We start from the raw sequence: 13,129 nt of genomic DNA, 5'->3' as shown, positions 1-13,129 counted from the left end.
GCCGGAATGAACCCAACGACTGCCATCGACGCCGGCGAGATCACCGGCCTCGTGCTCGCCGGCGGCCGCGGCTCGCGCATGGGTGGCGTCGACAAGGGCCTGCAGAACTTCAACGGCACGCCGCTCGCGATGCACGCGGTGCTGCGCCTGGGGCTGCAGGTCGGCGAGATCATGGTGAACGCCAATCGCAACCTGGCCGCCTACGAGTCCTTCGGCGTGCCGGTCTGGCCGGACGGCCTGGCCGACTATGCGGGGCCGCTGGCCGGCTTCCTGACCGGGCTGGAGCGCTGCGAGACGCCCTACCTGCTCACCGTGCCCTGCGACACGCCGCTGTTCCCGCTCGACCTGGCCAGCCGCCTCGCCGCCGCCCTGGCGGCCGAGGACGCCGACATCGCGATGGTCAGCGCGCCCGAGGCCGCGGACGATCCGGCTGCCGCGCCGGTGCTGTTCCCGCAGCCGGTGTTCTGCCTGCTGCGCGCCACACTGCTCGAAAGCCTGGTGCGCTTCACGCAGAACGGCGGCCGCAAGATCGACAAGTGGACCGGACAGCACCGCACGGTGCTGGTGCCCTTCGATCGCCCCGGCGATGCCGCCAATGCGTTCTTCAACGCCAACACGCTGGCCGAGCTGCACGCGCTCGAAGCCCGGCGTTGCTGATTCCTTTGTTGCCATGAGCCGAATTGCCGAGATTGCCGCCGCGCTGGCGGGCTATGACCCCAAGGCCCTGGGCGTCGACGCCGTGCAGGCCTTCCTGGCGCAACTGGCCGAGCCCGCGGTCGTCACGCAGGTCGAACGCCTGGCCCTGCGCGATGCGCTCGGACGGGTGCTGGCCGAGGACGTCGTCTCGCCGGTCAGCGTGCCGCCGCACGACAACTCGGCCATGGACGGCTTCGCCTTCGACGGCACGGTGCTCGACGCCGCCGGCGACGCCACGCTCACGCTGCGCGTGGTCGGCACCGCGCTGGCCGGCGCCGCCTGGCGCGGCACGCTGGGGGCCGGCGATGCCGTCAAGATCATGACCGGCGCGGTGATGCCGGCCGGACTCGACACGGTGATTCCGCAGGAGTTCTGCACGGTCGAAGGCGAGCGCGTGAGCTTCCCGGCCCGGGCGCTGCGGCGCGGCGACAACCGCCGCTTCGCCGGCGAAGACCTGATGCAGGGCCAGCCCGCGCTGCGCCGCGGCCAGATCATCACACCGGCCGCGCTCGGCATGGTGGCCAGCCTCGGATTGCCGATGGTGCCGGTGCTGCGGCGCCTGCGCGTCGCCTATTTCTCCACCGGCGACGAGATCCTGAGTCTCGGCGAACTGCCGCGCGAAGGTGCGGTCTACGACAGCAACCGCTACACCGTGTTCGGCCTGCTCACCCGACTGGGCTGCGAGGTGATCGACCTCGGCCTGGTACGCGACGATCCGGCGGCGCTCGAATCCGCGCTGCGCCGCGCCGCGGCGGATGCCGACGCCATCATCACCAGCGGCGGCGTCAGCGTCGGCGAGGCCGACCACACGCGCGCCGTCATGCAGCGGCTCGGCGACATGGCGTTCTGGCGCGTCGCGATGCGGCCCGGCCGGCCGATGGCGGTCGGCCTGATCCCGGCGCCGAACGAACAGCGCGGGCCCGCCGTGCTGTTCGGCCTGCCGGGCAATCCGGTGGCGGTGATGGTGACCTTCCTTGCCTTCGTGCGCCCTGCGCTGCTGCAGATGATGGGCTGCAACGCAGCCTGCGCCGCGCCGCCGCCGCTGCTGCGCGCCACCAGCGTGGATGCGATTCGCAAGAAGCCCGGACGCACCGAGTACCAGCGCGGCCGGGTGCAGGCGGTCGCGGGCGCGCTGCCCGAGGTGCGCATCGCCGGCAATCAGGGCTCGGGCGTCCTGAGCTCGATGGTCGAGGCCAACGGCCTGGTGGTGCTGCACCACGACCAGGCGAGCGTGGCGGCGGGCGAAGCGGTCGATGTGATGATCTTCGACGGCGTGGTGTAAGGTCGCTGCCCGCCCCTGGCCTCACGGGAGTTGCGCATGGCCGCCACCAGAATCGAGTTGATGCAGCAGATGCCGATCTTCGGCGCCATCGGCGCGGAAACCATCGAGTTCCTGCTGGCGTCCGCGCCGGTCGTCGAAGTGCCGGGCGGCAGCTACTTCTTCCGCGAAGGCGAGCCCGGCCACGGCATGTTCGTGCTCGAAACCGGCAGCGCGACCGTGTCCAAGAGCTGGCAGTCGCACGAGCTGCTGCTGGGGCACCTGGTCCGGGGCGACTGTTTCGGCGAGATGGCCCTGCTCGACCTCTTTCCGCGCAGCGCCTCGGTGCGCGCCGATGCCGACTGCGTCGCAATCGAACTCACTTCGGCCAACCTGTACCGCCTGTTCGAGCGCGACGTCGAACAGTTCGCGCTGATCCAGATGAACGTCGCGCGCGAGATGAGCCGCCGGCTGCGCGTCGCCGACGATCGCCTTTTCCGGGCACAGATGGGCGAATGCCTGGAGGCGCTGAAGCGCATTTGAACCCGCCCTCAGCCTTCGCGCACTTCATGCACGCCAAGGGCCGGCAAAGCCAGGCCGGTTCGTGAAACACCGCGGAACCGGCTCCGCCGGGCCGCTGGTGTTGCCCCCGGTAGGGGGTGGGCGGCTACACGAAGTGAGCCAACCTGGGGGCGAGCTAAATCCGGCCGAGTGCGCGCTCGACACCCTTGTTCGCGAGCGCATCCGCGCGCTCGTTCCCCGGATCGCCCGAGTGACCCTTGACCCAGCGCCATTCGATCTGGTGGCCGCCCTCGGCCACCAGCTTGTCCAACTGCTGCCAGAGTTCGACATTCTTCACGGGCTGCTTGGTCGAGGTGCGCCAGCCCTTGGCCTTCCAGCCCTTGATCCATTCGGTGATGCCCATGCGCACGTACTGGCTGTCCAGGTAGAGGACGACCTTGCACGGCCGCTTGAGCGCGCCGAGGCCCTCGATCACCGCCTGCAGTTCCATGCGGTTGTTGGTGGTGTTGAGTTCGCCGCCGAAAAGCTCCTTCTCAGTGGCGCCCGACTTGAGCCATGCGCCCCAGCCGCCGGGACCGGGGTTGCCCTTGCAGGCACCGTCGGTGTAGATCTGTACTTCGTTCAAAAACCGTTTCCTTCTCGATGTCCCCGATTGTCGCGTCCCCGGTGCATCTTTCCCGCGATTGGCACCGGCGCGCTGGCGCGCGAGGCGGCGCGGCGCCAGTCGGCGCTCAGCAGCCGCAGCCCCCGCACCCGTTTCACCGCCACGAGGAAATAAACAGCACCGAAAATCGGCCACCAGCGCTCGCCGGCGGCGTCGAACCAGCGGCAGCGCTCCAACCAGGCTTCGCTGCGGACCGCAGGCCGATAGACGCCGAAGCGCCCCGACTCGACCTCGAAGCTCAGCAGCCGCAACCAGTCGCGCATGCGCCGATAGCCGATGAAATCGCCGGCTTCGGGCAGGAACAGCTCGCCGAATCCCAGCCGTCGAAAAAGACGAGCCCGGCGCTGCCGCATGCCCCAGAGGCTGGCCGGATTCAGGCCGCAGATGACGACGCGGCCCTCGGGCACCAGCACCCGCTCGACCTCGCGCAGGGTCGCGTGCGGGTCGGGACTGAGCTCGAGCGCATGCGGCAACACCACCAGGTCGAGGCTGTTGGCCGAAAAAGGCAAGGCCGAGAAGTCCGTCACCAGCGCGCTGGCGCTGGCCTGGGCCGGATCCGACAGCGCCAGCCAGCGGTGCGGCATGCGATTGGCGCGCAATCCCTCGACCTCGGACAGGCCCAGCTGCAGCGCGTGGTAACCGAACACGTCGGCGACGGCCTGGTCGAGCTGCGCCTGCTCCCAGGCCAGCAGATAACGGCCGGGGGGGGTCTCGAACCAATCGTGCAAACCTATAATTTGACCGCTCATGACCCTCGTTCCGCTGCCCGCCTTCGCCGACAACTGCATCTGGATGTCGCAGGACGGGCACGACGCGATCGTGGTCGACCCAGGGGACGCCGGGCCGGTGTCCGAAGCACTCCCGCGCGGCAATCTGCAACTGGCCGCGATTCTAGTCACGCGCCATCATGCCGATCACACCGGCGACGTGGCGGCGCCGTACGCGGACTGCGGCCACGAAGTCACGCTTGCTTTTCCGAGATTTGCACAAAGCGTGGAACCCGGCAACCCGGATCTCACTCACTACACGGCGCACTGCGAAACATTGCGTGCGCGCGGCCAGCCGACGCTGCCCCCGCAGCGGCTCACCGGGCGCCGAATCCATCCCTCACTTCGCAGCTGCGAAGCCACTGTCAGTCAGTCGGTCCAGGCTCATGCCGGCCTTTGCGCGCAAGCCGCGCCGGCCGAAGTGTTCCCCGCGCTGCGCCAATGGAAAAACGACTTTCGATGAAATTTCTGCTAGCCGCCTGCCTCGCGGGCTCCTTGTTTCTCGCGGGCTGTGCCACCGGCACCGGGTCGGCGCCCGGTGGCGCTTCGGCCGGCGGCACGCCGGTCTATCCGGGCGGCAACCTGACGCCGATCACCTCGGGCAACACCAAGTCGCGCGCCGTGGTCACGCTGGCCCCGCCCACCGACATGTGGGACCGCATCCGCCGCGGCTTCAAGATGCCCGATCTCAGCAGCGATCTGGTGCGTGACCGCGAGCAGTGGTATGCGAGCCGGCCCGACTACATCCAGCGCATGACCGAGCGCTCGAACCGCTACATCTTCCACATCGTCGAGGAGCTCGAACGCCGCGACATGCCGACCGAACTCGCGCTGCTGCCCTACATCGAGAGCGCCTTCAACCCGCAGGCCGTGTCGAGCGCTCGCGCGGCCGGCATGTGGCAGTTCATGCCGGCCACCGGCACCGACTACGACCTGAAGCAGAACATCTTCCGCGACGACCGGCGCGACGTCGTGGCCTCGACCCGCGCAGCACTCGACTACCTGCAGCGGCTCTACGGCATGTTCGGCGACTGGCAACTCGCGCTGGCCGCCTACAACTGGGGCGAAGGCAACGTCGGCAAGGCGATCGCCAAGAACCAGCGCGCCGGCCTGCCCACCACCTACAGCGACCTCGCGATGCCCGCCGAGACCCGGCTCTACGTGCCGAAGCTGCAGGCGGTCAAGAACATCGTCGCCGATCCGGCGCGCTTCAATGTCGACCTGCCGCTGATCGCCAACCACCCCTACTTCCAGACCGTCGCGCTCAAGCGCGATCTCGACGTTGCGCTGGCGGCCAAGCTGGCCGACGTGCAGATCGAGGACTTCCGCGCGCTCAATCCGTCGGCCCACAAGCCGGTGCTGCTGGCCGCCGGCACGCCGGAGATCCTGCTGCCGTGGGACAACGCCGCCGTGTTCCAGCGCAACTTCGAGGCCTACAGCCAGGGCCAGTACGCCAGCTGGACCGCCTGGACGGTGCCGGCCACGATGACCGTGGCCGATGCCGCGCAGCGCTCGGGCATGAGCGAAGCCGACCTGCGCGCGATCAACAACGTGCCGCCGCGGATGCTGATCAAGGCCGGCTCGACGCTGATCGTGCCGCGCAGCGCCCGGGTCCAGGAAGACGTGGCGGCGCTGGTGGCCGATACCGGCCAACTGAGCTTCCAGCCCGAGATCGTCACGCGCCGCACCGTCATCAAGGCAGGCCGTCAGGACAGTGTCGCCAGCATCGCGCGGCGCTACCGCCTGAGCCCGGCCAGCGTCGCCGAATGGAACGACGTCAAGTCGAACCACACCTTCCAGCGCGGCTACGAAGTGGTGGTGTTTCTGCCGGTGCGGGCCGCGCGTGCGGCGAGCGTCGGCTCGGGCGGCAGCCCGGTGCGCGGCGGCCCGCCCGTGATCAAGAGCGCCGGCGTGCTCAAGAGCACCAGCGTGACCAGCAAGAGCGTGCACAACGCGCCCGCGCCTGCCGCCAAGTCGTCGAAGTCTTCGGCCGCCAGCAGCAAGCAGGTCGCACGCGAGCCGCGCGGCGGCACGCCGTCGAAGAAGCAGCGCTGATCGGAAACCCGGGAAGCACGATCAGATCAGAGCTTCTCGGTCTCGCCGCTGCGCGGCTGCCACTTCATCAGCCGCTTCTCGAGCACGCCGACGATCGCGTCCAGCACCAGCGCGAAGGCCGTGAGCACCACGATGCCGGCGAACACCGTGTTGACATCGAAGGTGCCCTCGGCCTGCAGGATCAGGTAGCCAACGCCGCGAGCCGAGCCCAGGTACTCGCCGACCACCGCGCCGACGAAAGCCAGGCCCACCGAGGTGTGCAGGCTCGAGAACACCCAGCTGGTCGCGCTCGGCAGGTAGACGGTGCGCAGCAGCTGCCGCTGGTTGGCGCCGAGCATGCGCGCATTCGCCAGCACCACCGGGCTCACTTCGCGCACGCCCTGGTAGACGTTGAAGAAGACGATGAAGAAAACCAGCGTGACTGCCAGCGCCACCTTGCTCCAGATGCCGAGGCCGAACCACAGCGCGAAGATCGGCGCCAGGATCACGCGCGGCATCGAGTTGGCGGCCTTGATGTAGGGGTCGAAGACCAGGCTCGCGGTCGGGGCCAGCGCCAGCCAGAGCCCGCAGGCCAGCCCCAGCACGGTGCCGATCACGAAGGCCAGCACGGTCTCGAGCAGCGTCGTGCCGAGGTGGACATAGATGTCGGCATTGCCCGCCAGGCCTTCGGGGAACAGCGGATTGGGCGGGATCGCGACCGGCATGAACCAGCTCCAGACCCGGCCTGCAACCTGGACCGGTTCGCCCAGGAAGAAGGCGAACTGCGGGTTGCGCGAGGCCAGGTGCCAGCCGACCAGCAGCAAGACCAGGACGGTCAGCTGCCAGAAGCGCGCGTTGCTTTCGTCAGGGCGCAGCCGCATGTTCAGGCCGCCTTCTTCAATTGCTGCGCATAGCCCTTGAGCACCTCGTCACGCAGCACGTTCCAGATCTGCGTATGCAACTCGACGAAACGCGGATGCGTGCGGACCTCCGCCACATCGCGCGGACGCGGCAGGTCGATCGCGAATTCTCCGATCGGATGGGTCGCGGGTCCGGCCGACAGCACCACCACGCGATCGCTCATCGCGATCGCTTCATCGAGGTCGTGCGTGATGAACAGCACCGCTTTCTTCTTTGCCGCCCACAGATCGAGCACCTCGTTCTCCATCAGCTGCCGCGTCTGGATGTCGAGCGCGCTGAACGGTTCGTCCATCAGGATGATGTCGGGATCCAGCGCCAGCACCTGGGCCAGCGCGGTGCGCTTGCGCATGCCGCCCGAGAGCTGGTGCGGATAGCGGTCGCCGAAGCCGCTCAGGCCGACACGCGCGAGCCAGTCCTCGGCCTGCGCCCTCGCCTGCGCGTCGGGCAGGCCGCGGTACTGGAGGCCCACCATCACGTTGTCGAGCGCGCTGCGCCATGGCATCAGGGCCTCGCTCTGGAACATGTAGCCGGCGCGCGCGTTGACGCCCGCGAGCGGCTGGCCGAAGACCCGCACCGTGCCCGACGAGGGCTCGAGCAGCCCGGCGCCGACATTGAGCAGGGTCGACTTGCCGCAGCCCGTGGGCCCGACCACCGACACGAACTCGCCCTCGCCGATGCGCAGCGTGGTGTCGGCAACCGCCGTGTAGCGCTGGCTGCGGTCGTCCTTCGAGCGGAAGGTGCAATGGATGTCGATCAGTTCGAGCGCGTGGTCGGCCATGGGCTTGGAAGAAAAAACCCGGCCGAAGCCGGGTTGCAGGACGCCACGGTCAGGCTTTGAACCGGTCCTTGGCACGCCGCGCAAAATCGTTGGTATAGAGCTTGGCCAGGTCGATCTTCTCGGCCTTGACGGAGGGATCGAAACTGGCGATGGCAGTGAGTGCTGTCCTGGGGCCTTCGGCCGGCACCAGCCCGTCGATCGCGATCGCCTCGCGCACCTTGTCGAAGGACGCCAGGTACAGCGCGCGGTCGCCCAGCAGGTAGGTCTCGGGCACGGTCTTGATGATGTCGCCCGGCCCGGCGGTCTGCAGCCACTTGAGGCCATGCACGATCGCGTTGGTGAGCGCCTGGCAGGTGTTCGGATGCTTCTGGACGAATTCTGTCGAGGCATACAGGCAGGCCGCCGGCATCAACCCTCCGAACACCTCCTGCGTGCCCTTGAGCGTGCGCGTATCGCTGATGATCTTCACATCGCCCTTCTGCTCGAGCATGGTCATCACGGGATCGGTGTTGCTGATCGCATCGATCTGGCCGGAACGCAACGCAGTGAGTGCACCGGCCGCGACACCGACACCGATGAAGCTCACGTCACTGGCCTTGAGCCCGCCGCGCGACAGCACCAGGTTGGCCACCATGTTGGTGGAAGAGCCCGGCGCCGAGACGCCGATCTTCTTGCCCTTGAGCTCCGCGATGCCGGTGTAGCCCGGCATGTTCTTGGTCGACACGCCGATGGCGATCTGCGGCGCACGGCCCTGCAGCACGAAGGCCTGGAAGAACTGGTTCTTGGCCTGCAGGTTGATGGTGTGCTCGAAGGCCCCCGAACAGACGTCGGCCGAGCCGCCCACAACGGCCTGCAGCGCGCGCGCACCGCCCGAGAAATCGGAGATCTCGACGTCGAGTCCTTCGGCCTTGAAGTAGCCGAGCTGCTCGGAGATCGTGAGCGGCAGGTAGTAGAACGCCGCCTTGCCGCCGACCGCGATGGAAACCTTGGACTTCTCGAGCTTGGCCTGGCCGTGGACCAGTGGCGCGCCGATGGCAGCGGCGCCCAGCGCGGCGGCTGCGGTGAAGGTACGGCGATTGAGCATGAGTGGTGCCCGCGGGCTCTGTTCGTGTGATTCGAATCGAGCTTAGAGGCCCCCCCCTGCCCCTGCATCGGGAACATCCCGTGCGGGTTTTCACGTAATCACGAAGACCGCTGGCGGTCCGCGAACAGGATGGCTGCGTGGGCACCGAATGCGAGCGCCCGGACCGCCCCTGCGTCGCGACGATCAGCGTCAACCGTTTCGATGCTCAGCGGCGATCCACGAGCGCATGGGCGATGGTGCCGAGGTCGACGTACTCGAGCTCGCTGCCGGCCGGCACGCCGCGCGCGAGCCGGGTCACGGCGAGGCCGCGCTGCTTGAGCGCATCACCGATCACGTGGGCCGTCGCCTCGCCCTCGGCAGTGAAGTTGGTGGCGAGGATCACCTCGGTCACGCTGCCGTCGAGCGCGCGCTCGAATAGCTTCGAGAGCCCGATGTCCTTGGGCCCGATGCCGTCGAGCGGACTCAGCTTGCCCATCAGCACGAAGTAATAGCCCCGGAACACGCCGGTGCGTTCGAGCGCGGCCTGGTCGGCCGGCGTCTCCACCACGCACAGCTTGCTGGCGTCGCGGCGCGCATCCTGGCAGACGCTGCAGATCAGGCCTTCGGTGAAGGTGTTGCAGCGCTCGCAGTGCTGCACGTTGCTGGCCGCCTGCTGCAGGGCGCGCGCGAGCCTTTGCGCGCCTTCGCGGTCGTGCTGCAGCAGATGGAACGCCATGCGCGAGGCCGACTTCGCGCCTACGCCGGGCAGTCGGCGCAGCGCCTCGACCAAGGCCTCGAGCGAGCTGGAATCCGCCATCGAGGGCTGATGAAAGCTCAGAACGGCAGCTTCATGCCGGGCGGCAGGCCAGGCATGCCGGAAGTCAGCTTGCCCATCTTCTGCTCGCTGGTTTCCTCGGCCTTGCGCACCGCGGCATTGAAGGCCGCTGCCACCAGGTCTTCGAGCATGTCCTTGTCGTCGGCCAGGAGGCTCGGATCGATGGTGATGCGCTTGACGTCGTGCTTGCAGGTCATCACGACCTTCACCAGCCCGGCGCCGGATTCGCCCTCGACCTCGATGGTGGCCAGTTCTTCCTGGGCCTTCTTGAGGTTGTCCTGCATTGCCTGCGCCTGCTTCATGAGGCCGGCCAGTTGTCCTTTGTTGAACATGTGGGTCCTGTCGATCGTTGAAATAAAGAGTTTAGTCAGTTGAGGACAGAGCAAGAACTGCTGCGCAGTTTCTTGGTCTGTCCCGCGAGGTATCAGTCAGTCGAGGACAGAGCAAGAACTGCTGCGCAGTTTCTTGGTCTGTCCCGCGAGGTCTCAGGCGGGACGCAGCGTACCCGGGACGATCCTCGCGTCCCAGTCGCGCATCATCGACTGCACCTCGGGGTCGTTGCGGATCGCTTCCTCGGCGACGCGCTGGCGCTCGTCGGCCGCCTGCTTGTTGCGGCGCGCCGGGCTGTCGACCACGGCGCCGATCTCGATCGCGATCTTGACTCCATGGCCCAGCGTCGCCAGCGCGGTCTGGAGCTTCTCGCGGCTGCTGGTCTGATTGAGCGACTCGCGCTCGACCCGCAGCAGCCACTGGTCGACGTCGCGGGCCACCAGCTGCGACTGCAACGCGAGCTCGCGCGCCAGGGCGTTGATGGCCTCGGCCACCACCATCTGGGTCACCGTGGCGTGCCAGAAGTCGCCCTCCTCGCTGGGCGGAATCGGCGCCGAGGGGGCGGAGGGCACGCCCGCCTGGACCTCGCGCGCACCGGGCGGCGGCTGCACGCGCACCGGCATCGCCATCAGCTTTGCGGCCGTGGGTGCCGAGTCGTCGGCAGCGGCTGCCGGTCTGGGCGGTACCGACGCGTTCAGCGCCGGGGCATCGACCACCGGCAGCCGCTGGCCCGGTGGCGTATGTGCGGCAACGGACGTCATCGCTACCGGCGCAGAGGCCGGGGCGCGCGGAGCGTCTGCGGCGGTTGGACGCGCCGCTTCGACAGCAGGAGGTGCGGCCCGGGGCGCATCGGCGACCGGCCGCGCAGGCTCATTCAGAGTTTTTTTTTCCGCGCCGGCCGCAGCGGCGGGCTTGAAGGCCAGCAGGCGCAGCAGCACCATCGTGAGCGCCGCGTACTCGTCGGGCGCCAGGCCGAGTTCGCCGCGGCCGTGCAGGCAGAGGCTGTAGAGCAACTGCGTCTCGTCGGCCGGCAGCAGCGCCGCAAGGCGCGCGGTCTCGGCCGCGTCGGGGTCGGTGCCGTCACGCGACTCGGCGCGAGAAGGCACGGCCTGCAGCACCGCCATGCCCTGCAGCACGGTCGTCATCTCCTCCAGCGTGGAGGCGGCCGACAAACCGTCGCGGCGCAGACCTTCGGAGGTCTCGACCACTGTCTTTCCGTCACCCTGCGCGAGGGCCTCGATCAGCCGGAACACATGGCCGCGGTCGACGCTGCCGAGCATCTGCCGCACGCCGGTCTCGAGCAACTCGCCATTGCCGAAGGCGATCGCCTGATCGGTCAGCGAGAGCGCATCGCGCATCGAGCCGCGGGCAGCGCGCGAAATCAGGCGCAGCGCGAGCGGCTCGGCCGGCACGGCTTCGGTCTGCAGCACCTGCGTCAGATGCTCGAGCACGGTCTCGGGCGCCATCGGCCGCAGGTTGAACTGCAGGCAGCGCGACAGGACGGTGACCGGCACCTTTTGCGGGTCGGTGGTGGCCAGCACGAACTTGAGGTATTCGGGCGGCTCCTCGAGCGTCTTCAGCATCGCGTTGAACGCGTGGCCCGTGAGCATGTGCACTTCGTCGATCATGAAGACCTTGAAGCGGCCCTGCACCGGCTTGTAGACCGCCTGCTCCAGCAGCGCCTGCACCTCGTCGACACCGCGGTTGGAGGCCGCATCGAGTTCGGTGTAGTCGACGAAGCGGCCAGCGTCGATGTCCTTGCACGCCTGGCATAGGCCGCACGGCGTGGCCGTGATGCCGCCCTGGCCGTCGGGCCCCTGGCAGTTGAGCGACTTGGCCAGGATGCGCGAGACCGTGGTCTTGCCGACGCCGCGCGTGCCGGTGAACAGGTAGGCGTGATGCAGACGCTGCGAGGTGAGCGCGTTTTCGAGCGCCTGGACGACATGCTCTTGGCCCACCATCTCGCTGAAGGTTCGGGGACGGTGTTTGCGAGCGAGCACGAGATAGGCCATCGGCGCATTTTAGGTCGACGCGGCGACCCGCCCCGCGCAACGGCCTAGGCCATCTTGCAGATGGCTTTCGCGGCCCCCGCACCTAGCATGAAAAACCCTCCGAGGAGATCGACATGTCCACTGCGACGCGCAAGGCGACCCGCCCGGCCACAGCCAGCAGATCCAGCCAGCCGGGGGCCCTCACCCCACGGCGCTATTGCTCGCAGCCGGTGCAGCAGGTTCGCCATTTCGATCTCAGCGTCGCGGCCGGCCGCGCCCGTGCCATCATCGCCGCAAGCAAGAAGTGGGTGAACGGCACCCAGCTCACCTACTACTGTTTCAAGCGCGGCGACGGCGTGCCCGCGGCTTGGCAGGGCAGCACGGCGGACATCGGCGTCGTCGACACCTCCTTCGAGACCTGGGCCAAGCTCGGCCTCGGCATCAGTTTCAGGCGCACGGAAGCGCCCGAGGACGCCATGGTGCGCATCGGCTTCGATCCGCAGGATGGTTCCTGGTCCTATGTCGGGCGCGATGTGCTCAACACCAGGTCGCCGCAGGAGCGCACCATGAATTTCGGCTGGGCGTTGACCACCGCCTACGGCCATGACACGGCGCTGCACGAGATCGGCCACACGCTCGGACTCGAGCACGAGCACCAGAACCCGAACGCCGGCATCACCTGGAACCGCGAGGCGGTGCTCGCCTATTTCAAGGGTCCGCCGAACAGCTGGGACGAGTCGCAGATCGAGTGGAACATCCTGCGCAAGATCCCGGTATCCGAGGTCAAGGGCACCACCTGGGATCCGGATTCCGTCATGGAATACCAGTTCGACGCCGGACTGATCATCGCGCCGGAGAAATACAAGGCCGGCCTGCAGCCCAAGGGCGGGCTCTCCTATGCGGACAAGGCGTGGGTCGTGGAGTCGTACCCGGGCGTCAGGGCGCCCTCGACCGCCACGTTGAAAGTCGGGCTGTCGCAACTGCTCAAGCTGAAGGCCGGCGAGACGCGCACCTTCGACTTCACCCCGGCCCGCACGCGGACCTACAGCATCGGCACCTTCGGCACCTCCGACACCGTGCTGGTGCTGTTCGAGGTCACGCCCAACGGCAATGTGCAGATCGCGGGCGCGGACGACAGCGGCACCGACCTGAACGCCAAGGTCAGCATGCGGCTGAACAAGGGCCGCCGCTACCAGATTGGCGTGCGCCTCTATTACGCGGACGCGGCGCTCGAAACCTCGTTGATGGTCTGGTGAAAAAAGCCGGGGCG

14 protein-coding genes are annotated in these 13,129 nt (G+C 68.1%); 6 read left to right on the top strand and 8 right to left on the bottom strand.

What is annotated here, in order from left to right:
* Nucleotides 1-6 precede the first annotated feature (6 nt).
* From mobA to AC1DYK_RS00495, 3 genes are read left to right on the top strand one after another with little or no spacing between them, the layout of a single operon-like run.
* Complete coding sequence (mobA, locus tag AC1DYK_RS00505) at nucleotides 7-657, top strand: molybdenum cofactor guanylyltransferase MobA (protein ID WP_478164478.1); 651 nt, start codon at nucleotides 7-9, stop codon at nucleotides 655-657.
* Between the two features lie 13 nt (nucleotides 658-670).
* Nucleotides 671-1,978: a molybdopterin molybdotransferase MoeA gene (gene moeA, locus AC1DYK_RS00500; protein ID WP_478164477.1), complete on the top strand. Its 1,308-nt coding sequence runs from the start codon at nucleotides 671-673 to the stop codon at nucleotides 1,976-1,978.
* 36 nt (nucleotides 1,979-2,014) lie between these two features.
* Complete coding sequence (locus tag AC1DYK_RS00495) at nucleotides 2,015-2,497, top strand: Crp/Fnr family transcriptional regulator (protein ID WP_478164476.1); 483 nt, start codon at nucleotides 2,015-2,017, stop codon at nucleotides 2,495-2,497.
* 154 nt (nucleotides 2,498-2,651) lie between these two features.
* On the opposite strand, the gene rnhA is transcribed toward AC1DYK_RS00495, so the two are convergent.
* Both rnhA and AC1DYK_RS00485 read right to left on the bottom strand, forming a co-directional pair.
* Nucleotides 2,652-3,101, bottom strand: a complete 450-nt coding sequence (rnhA, locus tag AC1DYK_RS00490) for a ribonuclease HI (RefSeq protein ID WP_478089808.1) — start codon at nucleotides 3,099-3,101, stop codon at nucleotides 2,652-2,654.
* Nucleotides 3,098-3,889, bottom strand: a complete 792-nt coding sequence (locus tag AC1DYK_RS00485; protein WP_478156781.1) for a class I SAM-dependent methyltransferase — start codon at nucleotides 3,887-3,889, stop codon at nucleotides 3,098-3,100. Before AC1DYK_RS00485 ends, rnhA begins: the two co-directional genes overlap by 4 nt.
* Between AC1DYK_RS00485 and AC1DYK_RS00480 the strand changes: the two genes are divergently transcribed.
* On the top strand, nucleotides 3,888-4,370 hold the full coding sequence (locus AC1DYK_RS00480; RefSeq protein ID WP_478164475.1) for a hydroxyacylglutathione hydrolase C-terminal domain-containing protein: 483 nt from the start codon (nucleotides 3,888-3,890) through the stop codon (nucleotides 4,368-4,370). The genes AC1DYK_RS00485 and AC1DYK_RS00480 overlap by 2 nt on opposite strands.
* Complete coding sequence (locus AC1DYK_RS00475; RefSeq protein ID WP_478164474.1) at nucleotides 4,367-5,962, top strand: transglycosylase SLT domain-containing protein; 1,596 nt, start codon at nucleotides 4,367-4,369, stop codon at nucleotides 5,960-5,962. Before AC1DYK_RS00480 ends, AC1DYK_RS00475 begins: the two co-directional genes overlap by 4 nt.
* A gap of 26 nt (nucleotides 5,963-5,988) precedes the next feature.
* On the opposite strand, the gene AC1DYK_RS00470 is transcribed toward AC1DYK_RS00475, so the two are convergent.
* The 6 genes from AC1DYK_RS00470 to dnaX form a co-directional block, all read right to left on the bottom strand.
* Entirely contained in the window at nucleotides 5,989-6,822 is an 834-nt protein-coding gene (locus AC1DYK_RS00470; protein WP_478164473.1) for an ABC transporter permease, read from the bottom strand.
* 2 nt (nucleotides 6,823-6,824) lie between these two features.
* Nucleotides 6,825-7,640, bottom strand: coding sequence for an ABC transporter ATP-binding protein (locus tag AC1DYK_RS00465; protein ID WP_478164472.1), 816 nt, complete (start codon nucleotides 7,638-7,640; stop codon nucleotides 6,825-6,827).
* A gap of 49 nt (nucleotides 7,641-7,689) precedes the next feature.
* A complete protein-coding gene (locus tag AC1DYK_RS00460) occupies nucleotides 7,690-8,724 on the bottom strand; it encodes an ABC transporter substrate-binding protein (RefSeq protein ID WP_478164471.1) in 1,035 nt (344 codons plus the stop codon).
* A gap of 205 nt (nucleotides 8,725-8,929) precedes the next feature.
* Nucleotides 8,930-9,520 (bottom strand): recombination mediator RecR, encoded by a 591-nt coding sequence (recR, locus tag AC1DYK_RS00455; protein ID WP_478164470.1) that lies wholly within the window; start codon nucleotides 9,518-9,520, stop codon nucleotides 8,930-8,932.
* A gap of 17 nt (nucleotides 9,521-9,537) precedes the next feature.
* A complete protein-coding gene (locus AC1DYK_RS00450; protein WP_442283093.1) occupies nucleotides 9,538-9,870 on the bottom strand; it encodes a YbaB/EbfC family nucleoid-associated protein in 333 nt (110 codons plus the stop codon).
* Between the two features lie 153 nt (nucleotides 9,871-10,023).
* Nucleotides 10,024-11,880, bottom strand: coding sequence for a DNA polymerase III subunit gamma/tau (gene dnaX, locus AC1DYK_RS00445; protein ID WP_478164469.1), 1,857 nt, complete (start codon nucleotides 11,878-11,880; stop codon nucleotides 10,024-10,026).
* 113 nt (nucleotides 11,881-11,993) lie between these two features.
* Between dnaX and AC1DYK_RS00440 the strand changes: the two genes are divergently transcribed.
* Nucleotides 11,994-13,115 carry a M12 family metallopeptidase gene (locus AC1DYK_RS00440; RefSeq protein WP_478164468.1) on the top strand — a complete coding sequence of 374 codons (1,122 nt, stop codon included), beginning with the start codon at nucleotides 11,994-11,996 and terminating at the stop codon, nucleotides 13,113-13,115.
* Nucleotides 13,116-13,129: the final 14 nt, after the last annotated feature.

It is taken from the genome of Variovorax sp. P2_H12, assembly GCF_056403395.1.
The sequence above is the reverse complement of the archived record's forward strand: the minus strand, read 5'-3'. Positions and strand labels throughout refer to the sequence as shown.

Excerpts from the sequence above, each read along its gene's own strand:
- AC1DYK_RS00440 (WP_478164468.1), top strand. The coding sequence starts at position 11,994 with ATGTCCACTGCGACGCGCAAGGCGACCCGCCCGGCCACAGCCAGCAGA.
- dnaX (WP_478164469.1), bottom strand. The coding sequence starts at position 11,880 with ATGGCCTATCTCGTGCTCGCTCGCAAACACCGTCCCCGAACCTTCAGC.
- moeA (WP_478164477.1), top strand. The coding sequence starts at position 671 with ATGAGCCGAATTGCCGAGATTGCCGCCGCGCTGGCGGGCTATGACCCC.
- AC1DYK_RS00495 (WP_478164476.1), top strand. The coding sequence starts at position 2,015 with ATGGCCGCCACCAGAATCGAGTTGATGCAGCAGATGCCGATCTTCGGC.
- mobA (WP_478164478.1), top strand. The coding sequence starts at position 7 with ATGAACCCAACGACTGCCATCGACGCCGGCGAGATCACCGGCCTCGTG.
- recR (WP_478164470.1), bottom strand. The coding sequence starts at position 9,520 with ATGGCGGATTCCAGCTCGCTCGAGGCCTTGGTCGAGGCGCTGCGCCGA.
- AC1DYK_RS00485 (WP_478156781.1), bottom strand. The coding sequence starts at position 3,889 with ATGAGCGGTCAAATTATAGGTTTGCACGATTGGTTCGAGACCCCCCCC.
- AC1DYK_RS00480 (WP_478164475.1), top strand. The coding sequence starts at position 3,888 with ATGACCCTCGTTCCGCTGCCCGCCTTCGCCGACAACTGCATCTGGATG.
- AC1DYK_RS00450 (WP_442283093.1), bottom strand. The coding sequence starts at position 9,870 with ATGTTCAACAAAGGACAACTGGCCGGCCTCATGAAGCAGGCGCAGGCA.
- AC1DYK_RS00460 (WP_478164471.1), bottom strand. The coding sequence starts at position 8,724 with ATGCTCAATCGCCGTACCTTCACCGCAGCCGCCGCGCTGGGCGCCGCT.
- AC1DYK_RS00465 (WP_478164472.1), bottom strand. The coding sequence starts at position 7,640 with ATGGCCGACCACGCGCTCGAACTGATCGACATCCATTGCACCTTCCGC.
- AC1DYK_RS00470 (WP_478164473.1), bottom strand. The coding sequence starts at position 6,822 with ATGCGGCTGCGCCCTGACGAAAGCAACGCGCGCTTCTGGCAGCTGACC.
- AC1DYK_RS00475 (WP_478164474.1), top strand. The coding sequence starts at position 4,367 with ATGAAATTTCTGCTAGCCGCCTGCCTCGCGGGCTCCTTGTTTCTCGCG.